Source organism: Actinorhabdospora filicis (assembly GCF_030269765.1).
In the GTDB taxonomy this organism is placed as follows: domain Bacteria; phylum Actinomycetota; class Actinomycetes; order Mycobacteriales; family Micromonosporaceae; genus Actinorhabdospora; species Actinorhabdospora filicis.
On the sequence record NZ_BSTX01000003.1, the window covers coordinates 282,775 to 305,283 of the forward strand.

The following is a 22,509-nucleotide window of genomic DNA, read 5'->3' on the forward strand; positions in this document are numbered from 1 at the left end:
CGTCGACGCCCACCACCGGAGAACCGGTCAGCAGGGGCCGGTGCAGGTGCGGTCGTAGTAGCACTTGGTCTCGGCCGCGTCGTAGCAGCAGTACTTGTAGCAGTACCGGCAGTTGTCGTCGCAGTAGCAGCGGGTGCAGTGGAACCCCGCCGCCTGGACGGTGGTCCTCGGGGCGAGCTTGTCGACGATGGCGTCGGAGATGCGGTTGACGAGTCGCATGTGGAATGCCTCCTTGACGGGGGTCGCATGGTCCCAGCACGACCTTGCAGGAACCTTGCACACCCGGATGGAACCGCGCGCTCATGCCCACAGCCGCTCGCCGAGAACCCCGTCAGGCCTCGTACCGGGCAGGACGTACGCCACCGCCGACGCCCGATGCTCGACGAAGGGGCCGAGGGCGTCGCGGTCGGCCAGCCGGTTCTGCACCCGCGTGAACTGTTCCGGGTCGCGCATGAAGGCGCAGAAGAGCAGCCCGCGGTCGGTGGGGCCGTCGTCGTAGCTGTAGCTGCGGCGCAGCATCCGGGCGCCGCCGTCGAGGCGGGGGCTGGTCAGGCGCACATGGGCGGTGGCGGGGACGATGTAGGAGCCGTCGGGGTTCTTGGCGTAGACATCGGGTTCGTCGTGCTCGGCGGTGCCGCTGAGGGGGACGCCGTCGCGCATGCGGCGGCCGATCGCCCGGTCGCGCTCGTCCTCGGGGAGGGCCGCGAAGCCGCCGACGTCCATGTGGATCCTGCGGTACACCAGGACGGTGCCGTTCTCGTGGGCTCCGGGAGGGCCCCAGACCCACTGCCCGGCGTCTTCGCGACCGGGGTTGGCGGTGCCGTCCTTGGCACCGAACAGGTTGCGCGGGGTGGTGCCCGGGGTGGTGGGCGGCAGGAAGCCGGACTGGGTCCAGCGCGGGACGGCTCCGGCGGTGCCCGCGGCCGTGGCGACGAGTTCGGCGACGATGGCGAGGGTCCAGCGGTCGTCGGCGCACAGCTGCACCAGCAGGTCGCCGCCGCCGCGGTCCGGATCGAGACGGTCACCGGGGAACGACGGCAATTGGTCCAGTGTGGACGGCACGTCGAGCTCCAGCCGGGCGGCCAGCTCCGGTCCGACGCCGACCAGGGAGGTGAGCCGGGTCGTGCCGCCGCCCTGGATCCGCACGTCACCGGGGGTGTCGGAGGCTGCGTCGGCGAGTGTCCCGGTCAACGCGTCGAGCGCATCGCGGAGGGACTTCCGCCCGGCGGTGACCGAGGCCGCCGGGAGGTCGAAGGCGAGCAGGTGGGTCGCCGGTTGCTGGGGTGCCAGGACGCCGGCCTGCCGCGGGCCGTGGAACGGAATCGCGTCCACGGCCGGGACGCCGGGATCGGTGCCGCCGTCCGGGTCGCCGTCCCGCAGGAGCTCATTGGCGGCCGCCCCGGCTCCGGCGGCCAGTGCCATCCCGGCCGCGAGCAGGGCCCGGCGCCGTCCCCAGCCGATTCCCCCGAACCGGGTCAGATCATTCAGTTCTTCGTGTCCTGCTGGCATGTGCCCATTAGAGGAGATAGAACATCCTTCATGCAAACCCTCTCCGCGGACCTTCCCTCGCAGCGCCCGAAGACCGGCCGGACCGCCTTCCGGGCGACGTTAGGGCTGTCCGCATTGCTCGTCGCGGCGCTGCTGGCGACCGGATGTAGTGCTGCGGAACCGGACGCCCCGGAGGCGCGGCATCCGGCGGGGACCGTGGTGCGGGTCCCCGAGGACTTCGCCTCGGTGCAGCAGGCGGTCGACGTCGCGCTGCCGGGCGAGACGGTCCTGGTCGGGCCGGGCGTGTACCGCGAAAGCGTGCGCATCACCAAGGAACGCCTGGTGCTGCGCGGAACCGACCGCAACAAGGTGGTCTTCGACGGTGATGTGCGGCTGTCCAACGGGATCACCGTGACCGGCGCCGGATCGGTGGTGGAGAACCTGACCGTGCGCCGGTTCCTCGCCAACGGCGTGCTCTTCACCGGGGTCACCGACGAAGCCCTGCAGCGGCGGGGTGCGGGCGGCTCCGCCTACGATCCGCTGGACACCGCGCGCTTCCCGCCGGTCAGCGGCTTCCGGGCGAGCCGCGTCACCGCCTACAACAACGGCCTGTACGGCATCTACGCCTTCGACGCGCGGGACGGGGTGATCGAGGATTCCTACGCCTCCGGGCACGCCGACTCCGGTGTCTACGTCGGACAGTGCAAGCCCTGCAACACCGTGGTCCGCGGCAACACGGTGGAACGCAACGCGGTCGGCGTCGAGCTGACCAACGCCTCGGACAACCTGTGGGTGGTGGGCAACCGCGTCGCCGCCAACCGGGTCGGCATCACGGTCAACTCCAATGACCTGGAGGCGCTCGCTCCCCAGGGCGGGGCCGTGATCGCGGGCAACGCGGTCGTCGACAACAATGCCGCCGACTCACCCGAGCAGGCGGACGGCGGCTTCGGCATCGGGATCGGCATCGGCGGGGGAACCGGCAACAGCGTCCGGAACAACCTGGTGAGCGGCAACAGCGCGGCCGGGGTGATCGTCACCGACCCGCCGGGGCATCCGGCGAGCGGCAACCGGGTCGAGGAGAACCGGGTCACCGGCAACGGCGTCGATCTCGTGCTGTCCTCAGTGGACACCGGCAACTGCTTCACGGGCAACCGGCCCGGGACGCAGAGCCCGGACGCGCTGGAGGACCGCGCGGGTTGCGGAGCCGGAAGCAGGAGCGCCCTTCCGGCGGGCCGTGCCGCGCCGGTGCGGGCACCGGCGGGGGTGCCGTTCACCGAGGTCGCCGCTCCGCCCGACCAGCCGTCCATGCCGGATCCGGCGGTCCCGGGGGTTCCGGCGACCGGACTGCCCGGGACGGTCGACCCGGCCGACTACCCGCTCCCGGAGGACTCCGGCGCCGTGCCCGCGGCCCGTGGCGATCGGGCCGTGGCCGCGGCAACCGGCCGCGCGATGTCCCCGGCTATCCGGACGGAACCGGCTGGACGGGCACGTAGGAGTGGGTGTCGAAGTCGATGAGGACCGGCTTCGGCTCGGAGGCGACGGCGACCTGGACCCGGAACATGGTGCCGTCGTCGGCGATCCAGTAGCGGACGGTTCCGGAGGTGTCGTTGGTGCCGTGGGCGTTGGGGCCGGTCATGACGTCGGTGCGGTGGCCGGAAAGCTCGTCCCGTGAGATCCAGGTCGCGCCGTTCTGCGCCAGCAGCAGGGCGTTCTCCGGCCGGTCGCTGCCCAGTCCGAGCACAATGGACAGTGCGGTGTCGAGGGCGCTGCCGGAGGTCTGGAGCGGGCGGCTGGACCAGCCGGACGCCGGTGGCGGCCCCGCGGAGTCGATCTCGGGGTGGAACCGGACGGTGGTGAGCGTCCACTGGATCAGTCCGTCGCTGGACGTGTTGCGCCCGTTCCCTTGCACCGTCCCGTATCCGCTCTTCGCCCGGAAGTCCACGGAGGCGGTGACGGTCAGCTCGCCGCCGGTGTTCGGCACGGTGATCGTCACCGCCCGGCCGCCCGCCTCGTAGTTGCGGAACCGGGTGAGCGCCAGCCGGTCGGCCTCCTCGGAGGTCACCGCCCGTGGACCGTCGTCGCCCTGGGCCCCGGCGTCGTCGTCGGCGCCGATGAGGAGGGCGGTGGCCACGCCCGCGATCGTCAGGCCCGCCAGTACGGCCATCGCCCAGCGCGACCGGATTCCCTTCCGTCGGACGGCGGACGGGTCCTGACGGCCTTTCGCACTCCGCACGCGGCGGGACATTAACGGGTCGCGCGAGCGCTTCATGGTCATCTGTGCTTCGCCTCGTTCACTCGAATGGGTGAAGATCTCGCTATTCAAGCCCTGAAGTCCTGATGGTCGTACATCGACTTCAAATACTTGAATATCCCATGTTGCGATGATGTTGTCACTCCTTGCAAGATGGGAGCGTCACGCGGTGACGGGGGCACTTTCTTCAACACAACACAAGGGAGGGTGATGTTGTCCAAAGTAGCCAGACTGGGCTTGGCGAGTCTCCTGGTCATGAGCGGTGCCACCGTAGTGGTGGCGGGTCCGGGCAGGGCCGATGCGGCGCCTTCCGACGGCACACTGACCGTCCAGGTACTGCGGGACTTCTTCGGCACCGGCGTCATCAACACCGCGATGGACGTGCCGCAGCAGGGAATGAAGGTCGCCGTCACCGATCCGTCCGGACATCGGGTGGACGGAACGACCGACGCGACGGGAAAAGTCGTCATCACTCCATCGAGTGAATTGTCCGGCGGCAACTACCGGGTCGACGTGACCATTCCGGCGCCGTACAGCGGATACTTACGGGCCGCGCCCGCGGCGGCCACGGTGGCGAATCAGTTCGACAGCTTCACCTCCTTTGTGGACGTCGCCCAGGGCAAGAACGCCTCGGTGATCACCGGCGTCTGGAACGCCTCCGACTACGCACTGCCCGACACCCGCTACTTCGTGCCCATCCAGGTCGGCGCGGGCGGAACGGACGAGCGGGCCCTGGTGGCCTTCCCGACCGGCAACCGCGGCACTTGCGGAGCGGGCGACGCGTGTCCGACGGTGCTGGCCAAACAAGCGCAGGTCGGCACGACCTCGGCACTGGCCTACGACAGGTACCGCGAGCGGCTCTTCCTGGGCGCCTTCGCCCGGCGGACCACCGCCTACGGACCCGAGGGCGGCAACGCCATCTACACCCTCCCGTCCGACGGCACGGGCGCGCCGACGCTGTTCGCGAAGGTGCCGGGGGCGACCAGCACGGCCCACGACGGCGCCAACATGCTCAAGGACGCCGGATTCATCGACGCGCCCGGCAAGGAGAGCATCGGCGGCCTGGCGCTGTCCGAGGACGGCTCGACGCTGTACGCGGTGAACCTGCTGACCCGCAGCGTGGTCACCTTCGACGCGACCGGCGCCGCGGCCGGTGGCCCCAAGGCGACGGTGGTGATTCCGGACCCCGGCTGCGCCGCGTCCGGCGACTGGCGACCGGCTGGCCTGGCCGTCCACGACAACGCGCTCTACGTCGGCGGTGTGTGTTCGGCGGAGAGCACCCAGAACCGCGCCGATCTGCGGGCGGTGGTCTACCGCTACGACGGCACGCAGTTCACGAAGGTCCTCACCCAGGGGCTGGACTTCCAGCGCGGCGCCGTTTACAGCGGTATCACCGGATCCGCGCAGAACAACCACTGGAACCCCTGGAGCGCCGACCTGGCGACCTGGGACAGCCGCAGGCTCAGTGGCGTCATGATCGATCCGCAGCCCGAGCTGGCCAGCATGGCCTTCGCCCGCGACGGCTCGATGATCCTCGGCTTCCGCGACCGGTTCATGGACGTCATCGGCGGGATCGACCCGCGACCGGGCAATAACGACCGGGAGTGGGGCATGGCCGGCGGCGACATCAACATGGCCTGCGCCAAGCCCGGCGGCGGCTACGACTGGGAGGGCACCGGAGCCTGCCCCAACCACGCCACGCCCGCCAACAGCGGCGGCCAGCCCGCCGGTGTCGTCGAGTACTTCCACGGCGACTACTTCCAGTCGCCCCACCAGGAGAGCGCACTCGGTTCGGTCGCCTACATCCCGCAGCAGCCGTGGATCATCAGCACCGAGTACGACCCCGTGGAGCGGGTGAGCACGTCCGGTACCGGTTACTTCAATGTGGACACCGGCGCGGGCCCCGGCAATGCACCGAAGGCCAACGGCTACCAGTTCATCGACGCCAACGGCTTCGGGAAAGCCGGTGGCCTCGGCGACATCGCCTACGCCGCCGCCAACGCGCCCATCCAGATCGGCAACGTGGTCTGGTACGACGGCGACCACAACGGCGTCCAGGACGCGGGCCAGGTGCTGCTGCCCAACGCCACCATCAACCTGCTGGACGCCGACGGCAAGAAGGTCGCGACCACCAAGACCGACGCCAACGGCGAGTACTACTTCGGCGGCGTCGGCGCGGCCTACGAACTGAAGCGCGGCGCACAGTACACAGTGGAGTTCGACGTGTGCACCGCCGACACCGCCAGAGTCCCGGGTCAGCCGCCCGCCGCCAAGCTGGAGTTCACGCTCCCGACGGTGGGCGACGACCGCGTCCACGACTCCAACGTCGTCCCGCCGACGAAGGGACCCCTGTGCCTGGGGGTCGCACCGGTGACCGCACCGGCGCACGCGGGCGAGGTCGACCACACCATCGACGCCGGTGTCTACATCCGCCCGCCCGAGTCACCCAAGCCCAGCCCGCCCCACGCGCTGCCCAAGACGGGCACTGAAGGCCTCGGCCGCATGCTCGCGATCGGCGCCGGCCTGATCGGCGCGGGGATGGTCGCCCTGTTCGTGAGCCGCCGACGCAGGCGTGACGCCTGACGGGATCGGCTCACCTGAGGCCCCTCGACGGGCCGGTGTGCGGCGCAATCCGGCACCGGCCCGTTCCGCTGAAAGCGCGTGCCCATCGTGACCAAGCCCACGAGAGATCCATATCCCACTCCCGCACTTCTTCACGGTCGGTATTCGCCGAAAGCACCATCGGTGGCGATCGCCGGATCGCATGACGGCATTTATCACCCGAGCTCCCCTTCGGCTCCCCGCGCGTGAACCGGCCGCGCGAGGCGTTCGAACCCGCCCGCCACGAAAACGCGCTGGCACCTGTCGCACGACCCGCTGAGAATCCCCCGGTGACGATCTCCAGCCTCCTCGCCCACGCACGGCCGCCATCGCGCCTGGCCGGCCGCCTCTCCGTGCAGTCGCTGCTGTTCGCGCTCGGCGAGGGCGCCTTCATGACCGGGTCGGCGGTGTTCTTCACCAAGATCGTCGGACTCTCGGCCGCCCAGGTCGGCATCGGCCTCACCATCGCCGGTGTCGCCGCCTTCCTCGCCGCCGTACCCATGGGCAAGGTCGTCGACCGCTTCGGGCCGAAACGGATGTGGGCGGTCAGCGGTCTCCTGCTGGCGGTGGCGTTCACGCTCTGGCCCCTCATCACCGACTTCACCGGCTTCGTCGTGATGGCCGTCTGCGTGGAGGTCGTCGGCGCCCTCGGCGCCACCTCGCACGGCTCCTACACCCTCGACGTGCTGCCGCCGGCCGAACGGGTGAAGTCACGCGCCTACATGTACTCCGCCCTCAACCTCGGCTTCACCCTCGGCGCCGCCATCGGCGGTGTCGCGCTGGCCTTCCACTCCAACGACGTCCTGCGCGCCCTGCCCTGGTTCACCGCCCTGATCGCGCTGATCAACGCCATCGCGATCACCCGCCTGCCGAAGGCCCCGCACGACGAACGCAGCGCCAAGGAGCGCAAGACGCCCATCCCCGGTCCCGGCCCGATGCGCAACCCCGGCTGGCTGCTCACCGGCTTCCTGACCGGGGTGTTCTGGACCAACCAGACGGTGCTGAACGTCGTCATCCCGCTCTGGCTGGTCCAGAAGACCGACGCCCCGCCGGTGCTGCTGGCGTTCCTGTTCGGGACCAACACGGTCATGTGCATCGTCCTGCCGATGGCCGCCTCCCGCGGTGTCAAGAACATCCCCACCGCGCTCAAGGCCATCCGCCTGTCCACGACCCTCTTCGTCGTCTCCTGCCTGATCACCCTCGCGACGCACGAGACCATCGGCTGGGTCACCATCGCCCTGGTCTGGCTGGGCCACATCGCGCTGACCGGCGCCGAGCTCTACATGTCGGCGGCGACCTGGACCTTCGAGGCCGAGCTCATGGACCCCCGCCGGCGCGGCGCCTACCAGGGCGCGGCCGAACTGACCATGACCCTCGGCAAGGTCGGCGCACCGGCGGCCTACACCTTCCTCGCCCTGAACTGGGGCGCCACCGGCTGGCTGGTGATCGCCGGAGTCATCCTTGCCGCCACCGTCGGCATCCACCCGGCCACCCGGATGGCCCGCCGGTTCCTGGAGCGGCACGTCCCGGCCGACGTACTGGCCGCCGCCACCGCTGGCGGCGACACCGAGGAGTCGGCCGATGCCTCGCCGTCCGACAGTGGTGAGGTTGTCCCCGTGGGGGACAGCCGGTAACGGGCGAGGGGCTCGCAACCCGGAAACGCAGGAGGGTCATGGGTAACGATCAAGATCTGTGGACGGCCCTCGTTGAGGCTGAACGGCAACTGGCGCGGGCGCGTGCCGAGTTCTACCAGCGTGCCGAAGGACGCAGTGAGGTGCTGGCGGCTGCTCTGCAGGGGCCGTCGAACTGGGATCGCGGCACGGCCCTGGCCTTCCTTGGGAAGATCCCGGACGACGTTCCCGAGCTGCTCGATCAGCTCGTCGAGAACGCGACATCTCATGCATGGGCATTGGTGGCAAGACGTGCGATCGCAGCCGGAAGGCGCGAGCTGGTTACGCCGTTGCTGCGCCGGATAGTTCGCGAACGGCTCGAAACCGCCGATGCGGAGGACTATCGCAGGCTGGCCGAATTGCTTCGGCACATGAATGACGACGAGGCCCTTGGTGAGCTCGTGCGAAGGGCTGCTGATCTTGAGGACCCGGACATGCAAGAGGTAGCCCGGGACTTTGCGCGATGACGGAAGTGCGAGTCCCAACCCGTACGCAACGCTGATCTCGCGGAGTCGGGGTGGCTGCGCCTAGGCGTCCTCCCCGACGAGCTCCCCCAAGAGCACGAGTTGCCCTGAGCATGATCACAGGCGCCCGCCGCCACCGCGGGGTCTCCGTGAACACCTCTCACCTGCGTGTTCGCTCCGATAGCCTGGGATGCGGCCCGGGGCCGCGGGGGCGGCCCGGCACGCCTGGGGGGACGCGTGTACTACAGCAGCGGCAACTACGAGGCCTTCGCCCGTCCACGCAAACCCGAGGGCGTCGACGCCAAGTCGGCCTGGTTCGTGGGCGCGGGACTGGCGTCCCTGTCGGGTGCGGCGTTCATGATCCGCGACGGGCGCATGGCGGGGGAGCGGATCACCGTCCTGGAGCGCCTGAAGCTGCCCGGCGGCGCCCTGGACGGCATCAAGGAGCCGAAGAAGGGCTTCATCATCCGGGGTGGCCGTGAGCTGGAAGACCACATGGAATGCCTGTGGGACCTGTTCCGCTCGGTGCCCTCCATCGAGATCGAGGACGCCTCGGTCCTCGACGAGTTCTACTGGCTGAACAAGGACGACCCGAACTACTCCCTCCAGCGCGTCACCGAGAAGCGGGGACAGGACGCCGGCACCAACGGGCTGTTCGCGCTGCCGCCGAAGGGCCAGAAGGACATCACCCGGATCTTCCTCGCCACCCGCGAGGAGATGGAGGGCAAACGCATCACCGACGTGGTCGGCCCCGGCTTCCTCGGCAGCAACTTCTGGCTGTACTGGCGCACGATGTTCGCCTTCGAGGAGTGGCACTCGGCCCTGGAGTTCAAGCTCTACCTGCACCGCTTCATCCACCACGTCGGCGGCCTGCCCGACTTCACCGCCCTGAAGTTCACCAAGTACAACCAGTACGAGTCCCTCGTCCTGCCGCTCACCCGCTGGCTCATCGACCAGGGCGTCACCCTCCGGTTCTCCACCGAGGTCACCGACATCGACTTCGCCATCACCGACGGCCGCAAACAGGCCACCCGCATCCACTGGATCGCCGACGGTGAGCCCGGCGGCGTCGACCTCGGCGAGAACGACCTGGTGCTGGCCACCATCGGCTCGCTGACGGAGAACTCCGACAACGGCGACCACCACACCCCCGCCCGCCTGGACGAAGGTCCCGCCCCCGCCTGGGACCTGTGGAAGCGCATCGCCGCCAAGGACCCCGCCTTCGGGCGCCCGGAGGTCTTCTGCGGCAACATCGCCGAGAGCAAGTGGGAATCGGCGACGGTCACGACCCTCGACCCGCGCATCCCGGACTACATCCAGCGCATCGCCAAACGGGACCCCTTCAGCGGCAAGGTCGTCACCGGCGGCATCGTCACCGTCCGCGACTCCTCGTGGCTGCTGAGCTGGACCGTCAACCGCCAGCCCCACTTCAAGCAGCAACCCCCCGAGCAGATCGTGGTGTGGCTGTACTCCCTGTTCGTCGACCGCCCCGGCGACTACGTGCCCAAACCCATGCAGGACTGCACCGGCGAGGAGATCACCCGCGAGTGGCTCTACCACCTGGGCGTACCCACCGAGCAGATCGACGACATGGCCGCCACCGGAGCCAGATGCGTGCCGGTGATGATGCCCTACGTGACGTCCTTCTTCGCGCCCCGCCACGCCGGCGACCGCCCCGACGTCGTCCCCGAGGACGCGGTCAACTTCGCCTTCATCGGCCAGTTCGCCGAAACCACCCGCGACACGATCTTCACCACCGAGTACTCGGTCCGCACCGGCATGGAGGCCGCCTACCGGCTCCTGGGCATCGAGCGCGGCGTCCCGGAGGTCTTCAACTCCACCTACGACATCCGCAAGCTCCTCGACGCCATGTACCACCTCCGCGACGGCGAGAAACTGCGCGTCCCCGGCCCCGCCCCGGTGCGCAAGCACCTGCTCCACAAGCTCGACAGCACCGAGATCGGCCAGATGCTCACCGAGTTCCGGCTCATCGACGCCGAGGAGTGACGACCATGACGAGCAGAACCGCCCGCGGCTGGGCCATCGGAGGCGGCGTCCTCGCCGCGTCCGTCCTGATCCTCACCGGCATCTGGCAGATCCTGACCGGCTTCGCCGCGATGAACGGCGGCGACTACTTCGTCATCGGCTCCGGCTACACCTACGCCTTCAGCACCACCACCTGGGGCTGGCTGCACCTGACCATCGGCGCGCTGATGGCGGTCGTGGGCGCGCTCATCCTGGGAGGTGCGGCATGGGCCCGCCTGGCCGGAGTCCTTCGCCCTGATCTCGGCGACCCTGAACTTCCTGTGGATCCCCTACCAGCCGATCTGGGCCCTCATCATCATCGCCGCCGACGCGTTCGTCATCTGGTCCCTCCTCGTCATCAACGACGACACAAGCCTGGAGCAGTGACGTCGTCTTCGGAAACGGATCAAAGCGCCAGGGAGAGCGCGGTCGTGAACCCCCGACACCGAAGTCGTATTGAGAAGAGGACGCTGGAAATCTCGGCCGGGCGGCCCGCCGTGGAGTAATTGGGGCTGCGACCGCTGCCTCGGTATGGATCACACTGGGGGCGTTCACCGAACTCAAGGAGTGGCTGCTGGCAGTCTCGGCGGCGACCATACCCGCGGCGAACGCCGTGGCTGATGCGGCTACGGCGCGGCGAACTGCTCACAGGGAGGCCGAGCATCGATGTTCTTCTTGTACGAAGCCCACTGGCGGCTGCCACGCTCGACTACCTGAGCCGATCAGCACTTGGGAAGTGCCCAAGTAGGGTGGGCGGGGCTCGAACCCGCGCCCCACGGATTATGAATTTTACAAGCTTGGTGCCATTTCATCCCACTCGGTGACGTTTCTTTCCGATTTACGGGGGTCGCAGGCGGGCATGGTGTCAAATTCCGCTGCTCTGTGTCAACTGTGTCCAGACTGTCCGGACGCATCATGAGCCCACCGTGGCCCGCACACTTGCGCTCGTTGGCAAGGGCCGAAGATGCGGCGAGACTCCAGGACTTTTATCAGAGTGCTGCCCTGGCTGGAGGGGATGGGAACACGGCGCCAGTGCGAGTAATCCCTCTTCAGGAGATCCTAGATGCATGGCGATGATGAAGTTACTGTTGACCTCCGGTTTTCCTCATCCAATGACGAGGTGACGGAGCTCTGCTTCGAACCTGTGGGGACCACCTTCAGGATGAACAGAAACGATGTGATCTATCTTCGAATCCCAGTTTCGGCCGTACCAAATCTGGAGATCATAATGTGGCAGAATGGGATCGGAGTTTGGGTGGCACCTTATCCAGGTGAGTACATAATTCTGGACGGCAATAAGGTGGAACTCGATCGACTCTGAGTTTTCCGGGTTTGGGGTGACGCTTGAGTACGGGCAACATCCCAGTTCAATGCCGCCGAGCCCAGGCCCGTTGTCGTGTTATTCGAGACGGGCCCGAGCGTTACCTCCGCAGGCTGGGACCGTTACGCCGAGCGACGGTTAATCTTTCGGTGATCGGCGCGCGCAGCAGTGGGTACCGTCAGCTAGCCGGCAAGCTGAATTCCAGGGTGCAAGTACACGAATGTAATCGCATCTGCAAGATTGAATGCCGGCGTCGGCTGGTTCGGGGCTGGCAGGGATGTCGGTCTGGCTTGCGGGTGGGTTTGGCGTGGTAGCGGTCGGGGGTGCCTTCTTCGTCCCGCCTCCGTCCCCGATTGGCGGTTGGGGCGATACCGCGTGGGAGTTCTAGCTCGGCCTTGAGCTGGCCCAGTCCGGCGTGGATCCGGGTGCTTTCTGCCTTTCTATGGCCTGGATAGCCCATGAGCAACTAACCTGTCTTAGTGGCGAACTCTTCGCGTTTGGGTGGAAATGCCACCGTGGCAGGGTCGAGTTTGGGCTCGGCAGGCTTGGTGGTCTAGACAAGCCCGTCTTCGGCGCGATCGGCATCAACCTTGACGGCCGCCCCGACGTGTTGAGCATCTGGGGCGGCGACTGCGGCGAGGAGGTACGCCACGGGATGACCATGCCAACCGAACTGCGCAACTGCAGTATCGCCAACGTGATGATCGTCTGCCGAGACGGGCTTGTGAGCTCCTAACAGGATCTTCGTTCTCGTCGGTCACGGCGCGCTGGATGCTGACGGCGAGATCGGTGGGGACCGGGACGGACTGAGTCCACCGAGGGGCTTTCGGCGCACATGCGAGCCATCCCGTTCTTGATCCTCTGTGAACTGTTGATGTGGCCGAGATGCACCCGGCGAGACTCCTGCACCCACTCAAATGGCCATAGGCGAAGGTGCGGAGTTCACGAGATCTTCCCCCGTGAAGTGAGCATTGTCGCAGCTCAGCGTGCGTTTCGTAGCCTGAGGAGCCTTGGCTCGCAGGACCTGTGAGACACTGCTCTCTCCCCGGGGTGGTAGCTCAGCCGGTTAGAGCAGCGGACTCATAATCCGTGGGTCGCGGGTTCGAGCCCCGCCCACCCTACGCACGCCCTCTTAGCTGGGGACGAGTTTCTCCGTCTGGGCTACTCGACCCCACACGGCGGGACCCCGCCGTTGAACGGTTGGAGCTGATCTTGCTCGGCGATCTCCCGCCAGTTCATGGATGGCACCAGTTCGAGCACCGCCAGACCGTAAGTAGCTGGTCTCTTATGGGGCGCACAGCCACGAACCGGATTCAGCTCTCGGTGGTCCCCGAGGCGCCGTCGCAGGTGGCGGACCTGGTCAGCGACCAGTCGGCCTCTCCCGTACGGCCAGGGCACGGTGCAAAGCGCTGACGGATTCACTGTGTCAAGGATGGCGATGATCACGCCGAGAGGCTGGCGTGTTCGGAGGGCCGGTGTCCAGCATGTCTGCCGTGACAGACCAGTTCAGCGTCGGCCACCGTGGGTGGTTGAAGGGTTGACAGCCTCGCGGGTCTGGTGTGGGATCGTCTAGCCTCACTGTTCGCCCGCAGTGTCCTTTGAAGACGTAGTGCCCGCTTCTGTTGCCCCGCCTAGGTTTGCCTAGATCTCGGCCGGGTTCCGCGCCGCCGAGCTTGGCTGACGCCGCTCGTTGCGCGCTCGATGCTGGCCTCCGCGTCCTCTGTGGAGATTCGTGCTCTGTGGGGCTGCCCAGAGCCAGCCCTGCTAGAGCGCCTAACGCTTCTCGCAACAGGACGGGATCTGGGGTGATCTGTCCGTTCAAGATTGGTGGAAGCTATGAGTTCTGCCCAAAGACGTGGGCCTAGGTGGCCTCGTGGGCGTTTGTGGCGGCATCGGGTGGGGCGTGGCCTTGCCGGTGTCGTGAGCATGTCGTTGGCGGTGTCGCTGCTGGCGGGGCTTCCCAGTCCCGCGGCTGCAGCACCCGGTGGCCAGCCGACCGGACCGTCGAAGGAGTCTGTCCGGGTTGGTACGGGAAAGTCGAAGCTGGCGGCGAAGTCGGAGACCGACGGCGAGGGTGTCACCGGGCCTGGTGAGGTGAGGTTGCCGGAGGCTGCGTCATCAAAGGTCGGCACCTCGGGTGATCCGGTCGATGTCGGTGGCCTGGATGTGTCGCTGTCGACGAAGCCGCCTGAGGATGAGGCACTATCGGGCTGGATGCTGCGTGATGGTGTCCTGGCTGCTGGGCCTTCCAGCGTCGAAGTGACCGTGGCTGATGCGTCGGTCGCTGAGAAGGCCGGTGTGCACGGGGTGGTGTTGTCGCTGTCGCGTACCGATGGCGGGGCATCTTCGGTGGACTTCAGGCTGAGCGTGGATTACACGCCTTTCGCCGAGCTCTATGGCGCCGACTATGGCAGCCGCCTGCATGTGGTGGAGTTGCCGGCATGCGTGCTGAGCACACCGGAGGCACCTGAGTGTCAGGTGCAGCGTGACCTGCCATCGAAGAACCTCGCCGGCAAGGTGAGTTCCGACGTGAGCGTCAACGGCAGCTACGCCAGGGAGGCCTCTGCGCCCACGGTGTTGGCGGTGACGGCTGGTTCGTCCGGGACCACGGCGAACTTCAAGGCCACGTCGCTGTCGCCGGCCTACTCGTGGAATGCCGGTGGCCAGAGCGGATCCTTCTCCTGGTCCTACCCCCTGACGGCCCCTGATTCTTTGGGTGGCCCGTCCCCGTCGCTGGCGCTGTCCTATGACAGTGGCTCGGTGGATGCCCAGACCTTGGCGCAGAACGGGCAGGGCTCGTGGGTCGGTGAAGGCTGGGACATGCAGACCGGCTACATCGAGCGCTCCTACCGCTCCTGCACCCAGGACGGCGGGACCACGGCCGATCAGTGCTGGTTCTCGCCCTACAACGCCACGATGGTCTTCCAGGGCCAGTCGACCAAGCTCGTGCGCGACAGCGCCACGGGACTTTGGAAGTCCGATGCCGACTCCGGGATGCGCATCGAGCAGAAGTTCGACACCAGCCTCGCCAACGGCGACAACGACGGCGAGTACTGGGTTGTGACCACCATGGACGGCACCCAGTTCTGGTTCGGGAAGAACAAGCGCTACACCGGCGACACCCAGACCACCAACTCGGTGCAGACGGTCCCGGTGTTCGGCAACAACTCAGGAGAACCCTGCTACAACACCACCTTCGCCAACGCGTGGTGCCAGCAGGGGTACCGGTGGAACCTGGACTATGTCGTCGACCCGCGCGGGAACTCGATGACCTACTTCTACACCACCTGGACGGGCAACTACGGCCTCAACAACAACGCCAAAGCCGTCCCGTATGTCATGTCATCCACGCTGGATCACATCGACTACGGCACCCGCGCCGGCAGCGAGGCCAACCCCCCGGCCCCGATGCAGGTGTGGTTCACCAAGACCAACCGCTGCACCGGGTCCTGCACCAACGCCGAGTACCCCGACACCCCATGGGACCAGCGGTGCACCGCCACGACATGCCCGAACCTGAAGGCCCCGGCCTACTGGTCGCCCTACAAGCTGTCGTCGGTGTACACCCAGATCCGCCGTGCCGACGGCTCCGGGTACCGCAAGGTCGACTCCTGGGATCTGACCCACACCTACCCCGCCAGCGGTGACTTCGTGGCACCGGCGGGCGAGGACACCAAACCCAACCTCTGGCTGCAGACCCTCACCCACACCGGCTACGCCGAGGACGGCCTGACCACTCTCGCCGAGCCCGCGGTGACCTTCGGCGGGACGCGGATGTTCAACCGGGTCGACTGGGGCAACGACATCGGTGTGGCGCCCTTCGCCCACTACCGCCTCACCTCGATCCTCAACGGCGTCGGTGGCCAGACCCTGATCTCCTACTCCAACGTGGAATGCAGCCAGTTCCGCAAACCGATGCCCGGGTTCAACCCTTACCGCTGCTTCCCGCAGTACTACGTCCCCGACGACGGCGGGGAAGCCGGCTGGACCTGGTTCAACAAGTACACCGTCACCGGGGTCACCGAAAAGGACCTCACACCCGCTGGATCCCCCGACGAGGCCTGGACCTACACATACTCCGTCGCCAGCTCCAGCGACGCATCCCTGTGGGCCCACGACTTCAACGAGACCACCCAGCTGGCCTACCGCTCCTGGCCCATCTGGCGCGGATACTCCGACATCACCACCACCCACGGCCCCGCAGGTGGCACCCAAACCGTCTCGAGAGGGCTCTACTACCGCGGCATGAACGGCGACAGCCTCGCCACCTGGGACAACGAAGGCATGGTCTGGGAAGGACGACGCAACGTCCTATCTACCCCCATCGGCACCCCAGAGCTCACCGCACCCATTGGCGGTGGTGACGGCCGATGCCTTGACGCGGTCGGCGGAGGCACCGCCAACGGCACCGCCGTGCAGTTGTACGACTGCAACGGCAGTAGCGCCCAGAAGTGGGTCTACGACTCCACCGTGTTCACGCTCAAGAACACCGCCTCGGGCAAGTGCCTCGACAACAACAACAACGTCGCCGCCAACGGCAACAAACTCCAGCTGTGGACCTGCGCTTACATCCCGGCCCAAACCTGGAAACTCGCCCCCGACGGCAGCCTGAAGAGCCCCGTCGGCAAATGCATCGCCCCACAAGATGCAGGAGCGGTCAACAACACCCCCGTGGTGTTGTGGGACTGCACCGGTAAATGGGATCAGCGCTGGCAGAACCGATCCGACGACACTCTTCGCAGCAACCAGGCTCAACGCTGCATCGACGTCGCCTCCGCCAGCACCGCTGATGCGGCCAAAATCCAAACCTGGACTTGCAACGGCACCACCGCACAAGACTGGACCTACAACACCACCACCGGCGCCCTGACCAACACCAACTCCGGCAAATGCCTCGACCTGGCAGGCGGAGGCACCACAGCCGGAACCCTCATCCAGCAGAACACCTGCAACAACACCCCCGGCCAAACCTGGAAACCCCAGACCGACGGCAGCCTCAAAAACCCCGGCTCCGGCAGATGCCTCGACGCCACCACGAGCCCCGCAGCAGGCGACCAGCTCATCCTCGCCGACTGCAACGGCCAAACCACCAGCAAGTGGGCCAACCTCCTCACCGACTCCCACCCCCTCGCCGGAAGGCCACGCGAAGAATTCATCGTTGAAGACGGCACGGTCACCGGCTCGACCATTCACACCTACGAACTCACCCAGACCGGCCTACGACCTACTCCCTCGGCTGGCGGCCAGGATCTCAGGGCATGGCGAGTCAACGAGACCGACACCAAGACCCGCGCGTGGCTGCCGGATCTGGCGGGGTGGCGCTGGTCAGACAAGCGGGCCAGTTACGACAGCTACGGTCTCATCACTCAGATCGAAGACAGGGGCGATCTGTCGGTCCTCGACGACGACACCTGCACCCAGTACGGTTATGTGCGTAATGTTCCGAACAATCTAATCGGATACCGGCAGTGGGAGCGGACTCTCACCCGTTGCACGACGACGCCTGCCGATATCGACGTGCTGTCCGGAGTCCGGTTCTCATATGACGGGTTCGGATACGGGTCGGCTCCCGTTCAGGGGCTGACGACCAAGACGGAGTCACTGGCAGAGGTCAGCGCTGGAATCGAGAAATGGAAGCAGGACTCTCGAGCAGCCTATGATCCCTACGGTCGAGTCGTAGAGGAGTCCGATGCACTTGACAGGCGGACAATCACGGCCTACACGCCCGATAAGGACGCGCCCGTCGTGGAAGTCTCGGTCTCCGTGCCGATGGGACCGGATTGGGTGACCAGAACCTCGATCGATCCCGGCCGGGGGCTCACCAAGCTCGTAACCGACCTCAACGGCAAGAAGACGACGAGTCAGTACGATGCGCTCGGACGGCTCCAGCGAGGGTGGGCGAGCAACCGGACGACCACGGCCACGCCCGATGCCGAGTACGTCTACGTCCTGGGAAGCCCAAGCTCAATCGAAACAAGGACCCTCGGACCGAACGGTAACCAGGTCTCGAGTTTCGAGATTCTCGATGGCCGGCTACGGGTCTTCCAGAAACAGGAGCCGACGCCGGTGGCCAACGGTGGCCGCATGATTCAAGACATGAAGTACGATGCCCGAGGCCTAGTGGCGAAAGAGTCAAGTTTCTACAACTCGGCCGCCGCCCCTTCTGCGACACCGGTCACTTTCGCATCAGCAGACGTTCAGCTCCAGCATCGGTACACATATGACGGCCTGAGCCGAATCCTGAGGGACAGCCTATACAGTCAAGACTCTCTGAAATGGGAAACACGTTACCAGTATGCTGGCGAGAAGACGACCAAGATCGAACCGGTGGGTGGCGCTACAACCCAGAGCATTGCAGATGCACAGGGACAGACGGTAGAGCTCCGCTACTACTCCAGCAGCGATCTCAGTAGCGGCTTCCGAGCCACGCACTACTCATACGACAGGCTCGGATCGCTGATCGGCTACACAGATCCCGCCGGAAACGCCTGGTCGCGTTCATATGATCTACGTGGACGACTCATCACCGAAAGTGACCCAGATAGCGGCACAACCCGATTCAGTTACGATGACGCTGATCAACGCCTGAGCGCCACCAACGGCAACAACACCACTCTGATATACGGCTACGACAGCAACGGTCGCCAAACCAGCGAGTCGCAGAAGCATGCCGACGGCACCCTCGTTGAGCTCGCAACCTGGACGTACGACATCCTCGCGAGCGGAAAGACCGTTAAAGGCCAGGTCGGGACCACCACTCGATACGCCAGCGGCAAGGCCTACACCACCCAGATCGATGACTTTGACGACGCCTATCGCCCCTTGGGCCTCAAAACGATTATCCCGGCTGGGCACGGCGAACTATCCGGGATCTGGGCGACCAGCTCGACCTACCGTCAGGACGGCTCACCAGACTCCATCACGTACCCGGCGGCGCTCGGCTTGGCGGCCGAGTCCGTCACGTACGCATACGACGACCATGGTTTCCAGCTACGCGCTACAGGAAACCAGACCTATGTCAGTGAAACGACCTTTCAGCCATGGGGGGCCGTCTACCAGACGACGCTCGGCAATGCAGGGAAGCGTGTGAAAGTCACGCAAGGCTCCTCACCTGTCAGCCGGCGACAGGACTCCCTCCATGTCGCCACGGAGAACAGTGTTTCTCCCGGACAGTTCGATGAGCAGCTCTCTAACGCGTACCGCTGGGACCCTGCGGGCAACCTCACCGCGATTGATGACCTCGCACAAGGTGTGACTTCTTCCTCCCAGTGCTTCAAACTCGATGCCTACAAGCAGATCGAAGAAGCCTGGACGACCACATCGGCCCTGGGAGGATGTGCTACTAATCCAACACTTGCCACTGTTGGTGGAATCGATCCATATTGGACGAGCTACCGCTACGACTCTGTAGGCAATCGCGTCAGTAGCATCGATCATGGGATCAGTGGCGACGACAGAACCTCTATCTATCACAACCCGGCGGCAGGGACCCAGCAGCCTCACGCCGTCTCGTCCATCGATGTCGCCGCTGGATCGCAGAGCTCGGCGACGAGCTTCACCTACGACACCGCTGGTGCCACCACCAAAAAGGTTACCGATGGCATAACCACGGACTTCACATGGAACCCAACCGGCTCTGTCGATACGATCACATCCCACCTCGCCGGCGGAGACCACGCGACCCAGTTCATCTACGCTGCGTCAGGCGAAAAGCTGCTACGTACCACACCAGAGTCCTCGACTTTGTATCTGAGTGGCACGGAAGTTACGACCAATAGTGCGGGCAAACTCGCAACGATCCAACGGTCATATATTTGCAATGGACAGGTAGTGGCGACCCGCACAAACTACGCCCCACCCGTCTGGCAGGTCCGTGACTATCAGGGCACCGCCCGCATCGCAATTAACTCCGAAGACCTCGTCGCGATCACCCGAAAATCCGACGTCTTCGGCAACCCGCGAGGTGCTGCAGTCGCGTGGCCTGACAATCGAGGCTTCCTCGGCGGGTCCATGGAGCAGTCCGGCCTCGTCTATCTAGGCGCGAGGCTCTATGACCCCAGCATTGGGCGCTTCATCAACCCTGACAAGGTCAGCAACGCCGTCAATCCACAACAAGCCAATGGCTACGCGTACGCTAACAACAACCCCTCCACGCTTAGCGATCCCAGTGGTAACGACCCAGGTAGCACCCCAGACCACATCACCGCCGTCGCCCTGCGAGCGCAAGCGCTAATCGCGGCTTACCCTGACGCTTATATCGTCTCTGACCTCACCAATGATCCAGGTCCGGACCTTGTGTGCTACGGCTGCAAGCCCGGAGAAGTCTGGGTATGGGAGATCAAGACAGAAAACGTCACGAAGAGTGACGACGCACTGGAGAGGGAAGTCAAAAGGCACGTAGATCAAGTTGAGGACGATCCACTATTCGATGGATACACATCGTTTGTGCCGGGCCCGTCCTTCTCGGATCTCGGACTTCAGACAGTGCAGTCAGGAACGAGTATCTCGTCTCCCTTCACCATCGTGGCCGTAGATGACGATAGGCGAGTCCCCGGCCTGCAAATCTACTCCAGTAAGAGACTCAACTGGAAGGATGCACAGGCGAAGGAGCGTACCGACAGGGCAATCGAGGACGCCGACAAAGCAAACCAACATGCAAAGAAGGACGGCAAGGCCCCAAAGACGCCAGCACAGAAGGCTCGGTCTCGGAAGACCAACCTGCATAACCGAGATGAAGCGAAGATGCGCCGAGTCCGCTGGATCAACGCCCCATTCTGGACTAAAGAGAAGGGCACGAAGCACCGAGACCCTATCGATGGATTCCTCAATGATCCAGTATTTACGGGCATACTTGAAGGCATTGCTTGCATCCTCTTCTGTCCCTGGCAATCGTAAGTGAACATTGAGGCCCGGATCATGTCGATCCGGGCCTCGTGTCGCCAGTAGACCCAATTGTCTAGAGTTCAGTCATCTGGAGAGCCAGGACGACTTTCTTGAGGTTTGCGCTAAACTGGTGGGCCTGTGCAGGATCCAGGGTCATCTCAACCGCCGTCTCCTCATTTCGTATCAGTAGCTCAAGCTGATCCTCACCTCCCGCACGAAGAGCGCGGACCTGGAGCGATAGGTCTCCATCGTCGGCTGTCAGTTCTTCCCAGGAGCTGTAGTGATAGCCGTTGGCGCGATGTTGGCGGCTGCACCAGGCCGGGCAGTCCGAGTAGACAGAATCATCAGTCACAGCAGCCATTGTGCCCGCAGAGGCCGAGATCTGGCATCTGGAGCGCAAGACATAGTCGTTGCGACCTGGCCACAATGCACCACGACGTTCACTGCACAGCTGGAAGCAGCGAAGACCAGTACGTCTTCGTGGGCGATGACCACATTCGGCCGCCTGGCCCTGGTGGCTTTGTGCGCGTTGTCGAGGGCGAAGAACGGCGGCCAGGCGATCAGGTGCCCGTCTCGCCATGCGGCCAGGAGTGCCACGCACCGCGCGGCCAGGATTTAGTCCGGCCCCGTGGGCGGCGGTGTGACAAGGGCTGGCAGATCGATGAGGATGCCGTGATGGCGGTAGGGACGGACGGTGATCACAATCCACCGTTGGTGACGAGGAGCGTTCTGTAGGCCCTGAAGATGTCGATGAGCAGGTTGCTGAGGCCATGGGCTTCGCCGGTGAGCAGCGTGGTGGCTTGGTCAAGCCCAGCACGACTTTGCGTGCGATGAAGGCTGCGCCCTGTTTCGGTTGATACTTCGTGCGCATTTTGAGAGCAGAGGCTACGGCCGCGCGACCGCTGTGCGGCCTTGGATCTGATTGACCTGGTTCCACTTACCTGCGTGCCCCGAGATCCAGGATGCTGGTCGACCCCGTCCCGTGTAGCGGGGTCCAGATGGAACCTGCAGGACGGTCGCTGAGGCCGGTGTGGGTCGTGGCGACCGTGAATGGGTAGGTGCGGGTGCTGAGTGCTTTGTGGAGGTTGGCCTCTCGGACGGAGCTGGACAGCTCGATCAGGACCGGCATCGGCTCGATGAGGTGGCGGTAGCGCTCCAGTTTGGCGGCCAGGCGGTTGTGGTCCTCGCTGCCGGTGTCGTGCTCGTAGTAGAACTCGACGCGGGTGTCGGTGGTGGTGATGGTTGCGTGGGCATCGGGTTTGACCATGCCGCCGGTGCGCTCGGCCGCCTGGGTTTCGTTGTGCCAGGCCAGGTGCCAGTCGTGGGTGCGGGTGTGGGCGAGCAGGTGGGTGAGGAAGTCGTTGACGCCGAGGGTGTGGGCGAGTTTGGGGCTGCCGGCGATGCGGGCGGCGCGTTCGGCGATGGTGGCGGGTCTGGGCCAGGGTGTGCCGGTGGCGGCGGCGTGTAGGCAGGCTCCGTTGTAGCCCAGGAGGTAGTGGAAGGGTGCTGATCCGCTGGGAAGGGGCTGGCGGAATCTGGTGAGGACGTCGAGGTGGTGCAGGACGGCCAGGCGGGCGCGGGCACGCTCGGGGCTGGTGAACCAGGCGCGGGCTATCTGGTGGGTGGTGAGGACCTGGTGGGCTCCGAGGGCGTCGATGAGGTCGCGGTCTCGGTCGGTGAGGTGGTTGAGGACGTCCAGGATCGCGGCTCGGCGGATGAGAGTGTGTCGGGGTCGGTTCATGATGTGTCCTTTCTGGGGCGTGTGCTGGGGTGATGGGCTCGATGGGGGCGGTCGGTGTCCCGCTC

General features: G+C 65.6%; 12 protein-coding genes and 1 tRNA gene. 8 read left to right on the forward strand and 5 right to left on the reverse strand.

From position 1 onward, the window contains the following. Positions 1-27: 27 nt before the first annotated feature. The gene (locus QSK10_RS21595; protein ID WP_285664735.1) at positions 28-219 is read right to left on the reverse strand and encodes a hypothetical protein; all 192 of its coding nucleotides are present in this window, start codon (positions 217-219) and stop codon (positions 28-30) included. 81 nt (positions 220-300) lie between these two features. Next, positions 301-1,509 (reverse strand): Dyp-type peroxidase, encoded by a 1,209-nt coding sequence (locus tag QSK10_RS21600; RefSeq protein ID WP_285664736.1) that lies wholly within the window; start codon positions 1,507-1,509, stop codon positions 301-303. A gap of 30 nt (positions 1,510-1,539) precedes the next feature. On the opposite strand from QSK10_RS21600, the gene QSK10_RS21605 reads away from it, so the two are divergent. After that, complete coding sequence (locus QSK10_RS21605) at positions 1,540-3,003, forward strand: right-handed parallel beta-helix repeat-containing protein (protein ID WP_285664737.1); 1,464 nt, start codon at positions 1,540-1,542, stop codon at positions 3,001-3,003. Here the strand turns inward: QSK10_RS21605 and QSK10_RS21610 are convergent. Beyond that, the gene (locus QSK10_RS21610) at positions 2,948-3,652 is read right to left on the reverse strand and encodes a hypothetical protein (RefSeq protein WP_285664738.1); all 705 of its coding nucleotides are present in this window, start codon (positions 3,650-3,652) and stop codon (positions 2,948-2,950) included. The genes QSK10_RS21605 and QSK10_RS21610 overlap by 56 nt on opposite strands. A gap of 342 nt (positions 3,653-3,994) precedes the next feature. Between QSK10_RS21610 and QSK10_RS21615 the strand changes: the two genes are divergently transcribed. The 7 genes from QSK10_RS21615 to QSK10_RS21645 all read left to right on the forward strand — a co-directional run bounded on the left by QSK10_RS21615 (position 3,995) and on the right by QSK10_RS21645 (position 20,715). Further along, positions 3,995-6,322: an SdrD B-like domain-containing protein gene (locus tag QSK10_RS21615; RefSeq protein ID WP_285664739.1), complete on the forward strand. Its 2,328-nt coding sequence runs from the start codon at positions 3,995-3,997 to the stop codon at positions 6,320-6,322. A 308-nt stretch (positions 6,323-6,630) separates the two neighbouring features. Beyond that, on the forward strand, positions 6,631-7,974 hold the full coding sequence (locus QSK10_RS21620; protein WP_285664740.1) for an MFS transporter: 1,344 nt from the start codon (positions 6,631-6,633) through the stop codon (positions 7,972-7,974). 38 nt (positions 7,975-8,012) lie between these two features. After that, complete coding sequence (locus QSK10_RS21625; RefSeq protein ID WP_285664741.1) at positions 8,013-8,477, forward strand: hypothetical protein; 465 nt, start codon at positions 8,013-8,015, stop codon at positions 8,475-8,477. A 234-nt stretch (positions 8,478-8,711) separates the two neighbouring features. Then, complete coding sequence (locus QSK10_RS21630; RefSeq protein WP_285664742.1) at positions 8,712-10,481, forward strand: oleate hydratase; 1,770 nt, start codon at positions 8,712-8,714, stop codon at positions 10,479-10,481. 5 nt (positions 10,482-10,486) lie between these two features. Then, entirely contained in the window at positions 10,487-11,005 is a 519-nt protein-coding gene (locus QSK10_RS21635) for a DUF7144 family membrane protein (RefSeq protein WP_285664743.1), read from the forward strand. Between the two features lie 1,862 nt (positions 11,006-12,867). Then, positions 12,868-12,941, forward strand: a tRNA-Ile gene (locus tag QSK10_RS21640). 805 nt (positions 12,942-13,746) lie between these two features. Then, a complete protein-coding gene (locus QSK10_RS21645; RefSeq protein ID WP_285665396.1) occupies positions 13,747-20,715 on the forward strand; it encodes a ricin-type beta-trefoil lectin domain protein in 6,969 nt (2,322 codons plus the stop codon). 61 nt (positions 20,716-20,776) lie between these two features. On the opposite strand, the gene QSK10_RS34325 is transcribed toward QSK10_RS21645, so the two are convergent. Then, positions 20,777-21,574 carry a DUF6907 domain-containing protein gene (locus QSK10_RS34325; RefSeq protein ID WP_432705354.1) on the reverse strand — a complete coding sequence of 266 codons (798 nt, stop codon included), beginning with the start codon at positions 21,572-21,574 and terminating at the stop codon, positions 20,777-20,779. Between the two features lie 66 nt (positions 21,575-21,640). Beyond that, a complete protein-coding gene (locus QSK10_RS21650) occupies positions 21,641-22,444 on the reverse strand; it encodes a replication-relaxation family protein (protein WP_285664744.1) in 804 nt (267 codons plus the stop codon). Positions 22,445-22,509 lie beyond the last annotated feature (65 nt).

Excerpts from the sequence above, each read along its gene's own strand:
- QSK10_RS21595 (WP_285664735.1), bottom strand. The coding sequence starts at position 219 with ATGCGACTCGTCAACCGCATCTCCGACGCCATCGTCGACAAGCTCGCC.
- QSK10_RS21600 (WP_285664736.1), bottom strand. The coding sequence starts at position 1,509 with ATGCCAGCAGGACACGAAGAACTGAATGATCTGACCCGGTTCGGGGGA.
- QSK10_RS21605 (WP_285664737.1), top strand. The coding sequence starts at position 1,540 with ATGCAAACCCTCTCCGCGGACCTTCCCTCGCAGCGCCCGAAGACCGGC.
- QSK10_RS21610 (WP_285664738.1), bottom strand. The coding sequence starts at position 3,652 with ATGGCCGTACTGGCGGGCCTGACGATCGCGGGCGTGGCCACCGCCCTC.
- QSK10_RS21615 (WP_285664739.1), top strand. The coding sequence starts at position 3,995 with ATGAGCGGTGCCACCGTAGTGGTGGCGGGTCCGGGCAGGGCCGATGCG.
- QSK10_RS21625 (WP_285664741.1), top strand. The coding sequence starts at position 8,013 with ATGGGTAACGATCAAGATCTGTGGACGGCCCTCGTTGAGGCTGAACGG.
- QSK10_RS21635 (WP_285664743.1), top strand. The coding sequence starts at position 10,487 with ATGACGAGCAGAACCGCCCGCGGCTGGGCCATCGGAGGCGGCGTCCTC.
- QSK10_RS21645 (WP_285665396.1), top strand. The coding sequence starts at position 13,747 with ATGTCGTTGGCGGTGTCGCTGCTGGCGGGGCTTCCCAGTCCCGCGGCT.
- QSK10_RS34325 (WP_432705354.1), bottom strand. The coding sequence starts at position 21,574 with ATGCGCACGAAGTATCAACCGAAACAGGGCGCAGCCTTCATCGCACGC.
- QSK10_RS21650 (WP_285664744.1), bottom strand. The coding sequence starts at position 22,444 with ATGAACCGACCCCGACACACTCTCATCCGCCGAGCCGCGATCCTGGAC.